The organism is Pseudomonas sp. NFIX28 (assembly GCF_900107395.1).
In the GTDB taxonomy this organism is placed as follows: domain Bacteria; phylum Pseudomonadota; class Gammaproteobacteria; order Pseudomonadales; family Pseudomonadaceae; genus Aquipseudomonas.
Map to the genome: position 1 here is coordinate 1 of NZ_FNPW01000018.1, position 8,035 is coordinate 8,035.

Annotated in this window: 6 protein-coding genes and 1 pseudogene; 3 read left to right on the top strand and 4 right to left on the bottom strand. The window is 62.8% G+C overall.

Annotated features, from left to right (window positions below; translation table 11 throughout):
• Positions 1-274 precede the first annotated feature (274 nt).
• The 4 genes from BLV20_RS26535 to BLV20_RS26550 all read right to left on the bottom strand — a co-directional run bounded on the left by BLV20_RS26535 (position 275) and on the right by BLV20_RS26550 (position 5,635).
• The gene (locus BLV20_RS26535; RefSeq protein WP_092305381.1) at positions 275-1,450 is read right to left on the bottom strand and encodes a PepSY-associated TM helix domain-containing protein; all 1,176 of its coding nucleotides are present in this window, start codon (positions 1,448-1,450) and stop codon (positions 275-277) included.
• A gap of 64 nt (positions 1,451-1,514) precedes the next feature.
• On the bottom strand, positions 1,515-4,016 hold the full coding sequence (locus tag BLV20_RS26540) for a TonB-dependent siderophore receptor (RefSeq protein ID WP_092305382.1): 2,502 nt from the start codon (positions 4,014-4,016) through the stop codon (positions 1,515-1,517).
• Positions 4,017-4,118: 102 nt separating this feature from the next.
• Positions 4,119-5,129 (bottom strand): FecR domain-containing protein, encoded by a 1,011-nt coding sequence (locus BLV20_RS26545; RefSeq protein ID WP_092305471.1) that lies wholly within the window; start codon positions 5,127-5,129, stop codon positions 4,119-4,121.
• Positions 5,130-5,134: 5 nt separating this feature from the next.
• Complete coding sequence (locus tag BLV20_RS26550; protein ID WP_009041561.1) at positions 5,135-5,635, bottom strand: sigma-70 family RNA polymerase sigma factor; 501 nt, start codon at positions 5,633-5,635, stop codon at positions 5,135-5,137.
• A 314-nt stretch (positions 5,636-5,949) separates the two neighbouring features.
• On the opposite strand from BLV20_RS26550, the pseudogene BLV20_RS32170 reads away from it, so the two are divergent.
• The 3 genes and pseudogenes from BLV20_RS32170 to BLV20_RS31600 all read left to right on the top strand — a co-directional run.
• A pseudogene (locus BLV20_RS32170) lies at positions 5,950-6,975 on the top strand (cache domain-containing protein); the annotation flags it as partial.
• 69 nt (positions 6,976-7,044) lie between these two features.
• On the top strand, positions 7,045-7,830 hold the full coding sequence (locus tag BLV20_RS32175; RefSeq protein WP_370686837.1) for a methyl-accepting chemotaxis protein: 786 nt from the start codon (positions 7,045-7,047) through the stop codon (positions 7,828-7,830).
• Between the two features lie 24 nt (positions 7,831-7,854).
• Positions 7,855-8,035, top strand: a 181-nt coding sequence (locus BLV20_RS31600; RefSeq protein WP_218190314.1) for a hypothetical protein, incomplete at its 3' end; no start/stop codon positions are given.

Here is an 8,035-nt window from a genome sequence, read left to right on the forward strand (position 1 = left end):
AGTGAAACGATGCATCGCCGATGGTAGTGTGGGGGTTCCCCATGTGAGAGTAGGTCATCGTCAAGATTGAATTCCGAAACCCCTGTCTGCTGACGCAGACAGGGGTTTTGTTTTTGTACGGCTGAAAGCCCAAGCCTTGTCTCGAGCCAAGTCCCAAGTCCCAAGGCCAGGTCGCTGGAAGACTCAACGTCCCTCCAGCTCCCAGCCCCTGCTCCAGAACATCAGAATAGAGCGAAGCCCCTCCGCTCTACCCCTCAGCTCACCTCACTTCAATTCACCGCTGACGCATCTTGCTGCTTCTGCGGGCCAGCCATTTACGCCACCAGATGTAGATCCCGGTGACGGACAGCATCGCAATCACCAATCCCAATAGCGCAATGAGCACCTGCCCGGTAAAGCCGATGATCCGGCCGCCATGGATCGGCAGTTGCAAACGATAAAACTGTTCACCCAAGGTGCCTTGCCCGGCGATTTCCTGCCCCAGCAGGCGCCCATCCGTGCCATGGAAGAACAGCCACGACTTACCGTGGGCCTCAGTGTCATGCTGGCCGAAGCCGGCACCGTAGAAGTTGTATTCGAAGCTGTAATACAGCTCGCCGATCGCTGCTGTCAGGCCCAGCCGTTTGCCTTCCTCCTGGGCGAGTTCATAAGCCTGTTGATAGCTGAGCCGGGTGATCCCCAACTCATCGCTGGGCATGCGCCCCCGAGCTTCATAGACGCTCGGCTCGATCGGCGAGAAGAGGGACACCACCGGCTTGAACACCTGGCTTGGCAAGTTCATCGCCACGCTGCTGATCGCTATCGGCAGCAGCAGTAACCACAGCCATAACCCACCTGCGCGGTGCAGATCCATATTGAGCCGGTAGGCATGCCCGCCCTTGATCTTCCAGGCGGTCGACCACTTCTTCCAGAACGGCCGGCCACGGGGCAGGGTGAGGAACACGGCAATGAAGCAATCGATAACCCAGAAGATCGCCACCAGTCCCATCAACAGCAATCCCCAGTTACCCGGCAGCGTCAGGTTGTAATGGAATTCGAGAATGAAAGGGATGAAGTTCTCCGGCTGGAAACAGCAGGCGCCCCAGAACCGTTTACCGGTCTGCTCGCCGCTGACGGGGTCCAGGTAGAACACCTGGTTGGGCTCATCGAATGGCTTGCCCGTGGCCGGATCGTTACGTGGCACCGCCGCGAGCAGCGCGGTATGCCCGGGCTCGTTGGGGTATTCCATGTACCAGACCTGCAGGCGCGGATGCTGCGTCTGCACCTGGTCGACCAAGCTTCCAGGCGGCAATGCCTGACCCTCGGCGGGAGCTTCGTAGAATTGCGGATTGAGCCATTCGTCCAGCTCGTGATGGAAGGCCAGCAGGCTGCCGGTCAGCCCCGCCAGCAGCAGAAACACCGCGGTGGCCAGGCCGATATAACGATGCAGTAGAACCAGAATTGCGCGCATGGAATTTTCCCGTAGAGACGACAAAGCCAGCGCGTGCGCTGGCTTCGGGGAATCGACAAATTGATTAGAACTGGTAGCTGACCGTGGCCGCGACGTTACGCTCCTCGCCCATGTAGCAGAAGCTCAGGCTGGCACAGGAAGCAATGTAGGACTCGTTGGTCAGGTTGTTGGCATTGAGCCGGACATCCACGCCCTTCAGGCCGACCTTGCCCAGGTCATAGCCGACGGAGGCATCGAACAGCGTGTAGGACGGCACCTTCATGGTGTTCTCCGCATCCGCCCAGCTGTAGCCCACATAGCGCACGCCACCACCCAGGCGCAGGCCGTCGAGCGAGCCGCTGTCGAACTTGTAGTCGGCCCAGAGCGAAGCCATGTGGCGCGGCGCCTGGGTCGGCGAGTTGCCTTTGTTCTCGATGATGTCGGTGGCCGTGCTCAAGGTGCTGATCATCGACTTCGAGTATTCGATATCGGTGAAGGTGTAGCTGCCGAGCAGCTTGAGGTTGTCGTTCAACTGCATGTGCGCTTCCAGTTCCAGGCCCTGGGAGCGTACGGCGCCGACCGCGCGATAGAAGTTTTCCTGGGGCAGCTTGGTGGCCAGGTTCTCCTGGTCGATGCGGAACAGCGACGCGGTGTACAAGTCATCCGTGCCCGGTGGCTGGTACTTCAGGCCCAGCTCCCATTGCGTGCCATCGGTGGGGGCCAGCGGGTTGCCGGCGCTGTCCGCATAAGAGTTGGGGTTGAAGGATTCGGAATAGCTGATGTAAGGCGCCAGCCCGTTATCGAACAGGTACAGCGCCCCGGCGCGGCCCGTCAGCTTGGTGCGCTTGTCATTGATTTCGGTGCCCACCGGGCGCGTGGCTTCAGCCAGGCGGTTCTCGTCCGACGTCTCCACCCAGTCCTGGCGCAGGCCAAGGGAGAAGCGCCACTTGTCCATCTCGATCAGGTCTTGCAGGTAGACGCCGGTCTGCTCCAGGCGACGCAGATAGCTGACGGGGTCGTAATAACTGATGGCCGAGTTGCCATAGACCGGGTCGAACGCATTGATCGGCGCCACCGAGCCGCTGGTCCAGTCCACCACCGTCTTGCGCCGCTGGTAATCCACGCCTGTCAGCACGGTGTGCTTGGTCGAGCCGGTGAGAAATTCGGCCTGCAGCATGTTGTCGACGATAAAGGCATGCAGCTTTTCGTCGCCGCCGGTGTAGTAGCGGTTCAGCTCGTTGCTGGTCGGCGTGGTCCAGCCGTAGCCGTAGACCTGGTCCAGCTTCACCTTGGAGTCGAGGTAGCGGAAGTTCTGCCGCGCGGTGAAGACATCGTTGAAGCGATGTTCGAACTGATAACCGAACGACTGCTGATCGCGCTCATAGCGGTCGATGCCCGGTTCGCCCTCAAAGAAATTCTCGGAAATCCGCTGACCGTTGCGCTGGTGCAGCGCGCCGTCGGCCGGCATGCCGCTGTGATAGCCGCCATCCGGATCGTGTTGCAGGTACGCCTGCAGGGTCAGCGAAGTGTCATCGGTGAAGTCGATGCTCAGCGTCGGCGCCAGGGCGAAGCGTTTTTCCTTGTTGTGGTCGAACTGGGTGTCGGAGCGGTCCGCCAGCCCGGTCAGGCGATAGGCGATGCGCTTGTCGTCGTCCACCGGGCCGCTGAAGTCGAAGCCCATGCCGCGTTGGCCCTGGGTGCCGACCGTCGCCTGGATCTGATGATAGGGCTCGAACAGCGGCTTCTTGCTGGTCAGCGCCACCAGGCCGCCCGGGGAGCTGCGGCCATAAAGCACCGACGAAGGCCCCTTGAGGATGTCCACCCGCTCCAGGAAGTACGGATCGACCTGCATGGTGCTGTAGGTGCCGCTGTCGCCCATGGACTTGAGGCCGTCGAGGTAGATGTTATCCACCGAGCCGTCGTTGAAGCCGCGCATGGCCACGTAGTCGTACCTGTGGGTTGCGCCGTAGGGGTTGGTCAGCACGCCGGGGGTGTAGCGCATGGCCTGGGACACGGTTTGCGAGCCCTGGTCGTCCATCTGCTCGCGGGTCACCACGGAGACGCTCTGCGAGGTTTCCAGCAGCGCGGTGCTGGTCTTGGTGGCGATCTGGCTGTGGGTGGCGTTGTAGCCTTCCATGCTGCCCAAGGCATTGCCCAAGGCGAAACCCTTGATGTCGGTGGCCGGCAACGCCAGGGCGCCAGTCTCGGGCAACGCACGCAGGACATAGCTGCTGCCGTCCTGGCTCACTGCTTCCAGGCCGGAGCCATTGAGCAGCTGGCCCAGGGCCTGGTCGGTGGAATATTCGCCCTTCAGGCCGGCGGATTGGCGCCCCTGGATCTGTGCCGGGGTCATCGACAGGGTGATGCCGGCCTCGCGGGCGAAGCGGTTGAGCACGTCGCTCAAGGCGCCGCCGGGGATGTTGTAGCTATGGCTGAGGCTGGCCGCGCCCGTCTCGGCCGCCTGTGCCAGGCAAGGCAAGACGGCGACGCCCAGCGCCGAGGAGAGCAGGGCCACGCGCACGGCATGGCGCAGGCCGAGGGCGGGCCGTGCAGAAGAGAAGTTGTGGAAATTGCTACGCACAGTCATGGAAAGGTTCCGTTGAGTCACTGAAGGCAGATGGAAGTGCTTACTGTCCAAGCCGGACTCGCGCGCAAAAGCCGCCAAAAAAATTCAACGAATTGAAACGCCTCAGGCCAGGCGCTCTAGGGTGACCCACCAGCGGGTGCGATAACGCAGGCGCACCGGCAGGGTTTGCGGGAGGATCGCCAGCAGTTTGTCGGTGTCCTCCAGGCGGAACACGCCGGACAGGCGCAGGTCGCCGATCCCGTCGGCACACCCCAGGTAGCCGTGGCGATAACGCCCGACCTCCCGGATAAAGTCCGCCAACCGCATGTTGCGGGTGACGATCAGGCCATCGGCCCAGGCGCCCACGTCCATGTCCAGCGGCGGCACCGGCACCGCCTGGGACGCACTGACCCGATAGCTTTGCCCGGCCTGTACCTGGGCCGAGGCGCCATCGGCGGTGTGCGGCGAATGAATGGCGACGCTGCCGGCGGTCACGCTCAGGCGCGTGCAGTCGCCCTCCATGCGCACCACGAAGCTTGCGTCGAAACCCTCGAACAGGCCGTGGCGAGTCCGTACCAGCAGTGGCCTGGAGGGGCTTGCCTGCGAGTCTGGACCGCAGGTCAGCATGATTTCCCCACGGCTGAGCCGGATCAGCCGCTGCTGGGCATTGAAGTCCATATCGGCGGCGCTGTCGGTGTTGAGCTCCAGGCGCGAGCCGTCCGGCAGCTGGAAGCCGCGGCGCTCGCCGGTGGCGGTGGCGAAGTCGGAACTCCACTGCTGCCAGGCCAGTTGCTCCTTGCCCAGCCACGTGGCGGAACCTATCAGCATGACGCCGCCGAGCAGCTTCAGGGCCTGGCGCCGGCCGAGGCGCTGGGCACTGTTTTCCAGGGTGTCGAAGGCCACCTGGGCGCCGGGCACGGCCCGCAGGTTGCTGTGCAGCTCCTGCTGCAGCGATTGCACCCGCTGCCAGGCCTGCTCGTGTTCGTGATGGGCCGCGCGCCAGGTGTCGCACTGCTGCTGCAGCCGGGGGTTACCGGCGTTGTTGCGCAGGCGCAGCATCCAGTTGATGGCCTGCTTGACCACCAGGTGCCTGGGGTCCACGGGGCGGCGCAGGTTGATCGAAGGGTTATCCACCGCGCTCAAGCCTCATAGCGCAGCAAGTAGCAATGGAACAGCGCGTCGGCCACGTAACGCTCCACCGAGCGCAGGGACAGGCCCATTTGCTCGGCGATCTGCTTGTGGGTCAGGCCTTCGCACTGGGCCAGCAGAAACGCCTTGCGCACTTTCGGCTTCAGACCCTCGAGCATGCGCGCGATGCTTTCCAGCAGCTCCAGCACCAGGGCGCGGGCTTCTTCGCTGGGGGCTTGGGCTTGCGGCAGATGAGCGATGGTTTCCAGGTAGGCGCGCTCGATTTCCTCGCGGCGCCAATGGTCGATCACCAGGCCCCGGGCGATGGTCCGCAGGAAGGCCCGCGGGGCCTTGAGCTCGAGGCGTTCGGTGCGCTGCAACAGGCGCACGAAAGTGTCCTGCGCCAGGTCGGCCGCATCGGCGGCGTTGCCCAGCCGGCTGCGCAACCATGTGTTGAGCCAGCCATGGTGATGGCTGTACAGCGCCTGTACTGCGAACTCAGGTGATGACATGGATGCGACTGCCCGGGTGTCACAAATGATAATTAGTCGCATTGTCATCAAGGGTTTGGGATTTTGCAACAGCCGCGGAGCCACTGGCGTCGGAAAAGTCTGAAGCGATCGCTCTAGCGTGCCGTTCAGCGGGTTTTTTGCGGATAACCCGTAGATTTCTGACAAATCGCTAAGATTTATCCGTCTCGTGCCGACAGACAGTGAGACCCATGCGTGCACCAAAGTAGAGCGGCCGCAAGAACACCGCCTGCGCTGTTACATGGAAAGTTGCATCCCGTACGCATCCCCAATTTCGGCATAAGAAGTCCCATGACATGAATCTCAAGTTCAGCCATAAAATCCTTTTGGCCGCCTCCGGTGTAGTGGTTCTGGCATTCGCGTTGTTCACTTTGTACAACGACTATCTGCAGCGAAATACCATTCGCCAGAACCTTGAATCGTCCATCGAACAGGCGGGTGACCTCACTTCCAGCAGCGTCCAGAACTGGATGAGCGGACGCATCCTGGTGCTCGAGAACCTCTCGCAGAACATCGCCCACCAAGGCGCCAATGCGGACTTCCCGGGGCTGGTGGACCAGCCGGCGTTCACCACGAACTTCCAGTTCACCTACGTGGGCCAGGTCAACGGTGTGTTCACCCAGCGGCCTGACGCGAAAATGCCCGACGGCTACGACCCGCGCCAGCGTCCCTGGTACAAGCAGGCCGTGACCGCCGACAAGACCATGCTGACCCCGCCCTACATGGCGGCGGTCGGCGGCCTGGTGGTGACCATCGCCATGCCGGTGAAAAAGGACGGCCAGTTGCTGGGCGTGGTCGGCGGCGACCTGAGCCTGGAAACCCTGGTGAAGATCATCAACTCGGTGGACTTCGGCGGCCTCGGCCATGCCTTCCTGGTCAGCGCGGAAGGGCAGGTGATCGTCAGCCCGGACAAGGACCAGGTGATGAAGAACCTCAAGGACATCTACCCGGGCGCCAACGTGCGCATCCAGAAAGGCACCCAGGAAGTGCTGCTCAACGGCCAGGAACGCATCCTGTCGTTCACTCCGGTGACCGGCCTGCCGAATGCCGAGTGGTACATCGGCCTGTCCATCGACCGTGACAAGGCGTTCGCGCCGCTGAGCAAGTTCCGCACCTCGGCGCTGCTGGCGATGTTCATTGCCGTGGCCGCGATTGCCGTGCTGCTGAGCCTGCTGATCCAGGTGCTGATGCGTCCGCTGACCACCATGGGCCGCGCGATGCAGGACATCGCCCAGGGCGAAGGCGACCTGACCCGGCGCCTGGTGGTCGAGAGCAAGGACGAATTCGGCGTACTGGGCGGCTCGTTCAACCAGTTCGTGGAGCGTATCCATGCCTCGATTTCCGAGGTGTCCTCGGCCACCCGCCAGGTGCACGACCTGTCCCAGCGCGTGATGGCCTCTTCCAACGCCTCGATCATCGGTTCCGACGAGCAGAGCGCGCGTACCAACAGCGTGGCCGCGGCGATCAACCAGCTGGGCGCCGCGACCCAGGAAATCGCCCGCAACGCCGCCGATGCCTCGCAGCACGCCAGCGGCGCCAGCGAGCAGGCCGACGATGGTCGCCAGGTGGTGGAACAAACCATCCTGGCCATGACCGAGCTGTCGCAGAAGATCAGCCTGTCCTGCACCCAGATCGAAACCCTGAACGCCAGCACCGATAACATCGGCCACATCCTCGATGTGATCAAAGGCATCTCTCAGCAGACCAACCTCCTGGCGCTCAACGCGGCCATCGAAGCGGCGCGCGCCGGTGAAGCCGGTCGCGGTTTCGCGGTGGTGGCCGACGAGGTCCGCAACCTGGCCCACCGCACCCAGGAGTCGGCCGAAGAGATCCACAAGATGATCACCTCGCTGCAGATCGGCTCCCGTGAGGCGGTCTCGACCATGAACGCCAGCCAGGCGTCCAGCGAAGAGAGCGTCGAAGTGGCCAACCAGGCCGGTGCGCGGCTGGTCAGCGTGACCCAGCGCATCACCGAGATCGACGGCATGAACCAATCGGTGGCCGCGGCTACCGAGGAACAGACCGCCGTGGTGGAAACCCTCAACGTCGACATCAGCCAGATCAACCTGCTGAACCAGCAGGGCGTGGCCAACCTCAACGAAACCCTGAAGGATTGCGATGCCCTGTCGTTGCAAGCCAACCGCCTGAAACAACTGGTGGACAGCTTCAAGATCTGACCGGCACCGCCAGAAAAAAACGCGATGAGGCCGGCATTGGCTCATCGCGTTTTTTTTCGCGATCTGAAAATCCGCGCCCAGATCCCTGTAGCCGCTGCCGTAGGCTGCGAGAAGGCCGCAGGCCTTCCAGCGATCCCAAAACCTTGCGCCGCCTTCGGCGTCGATCGCAGCCTGCGGCAGCGGCTACAGGAGTTCGTCAGTGCCT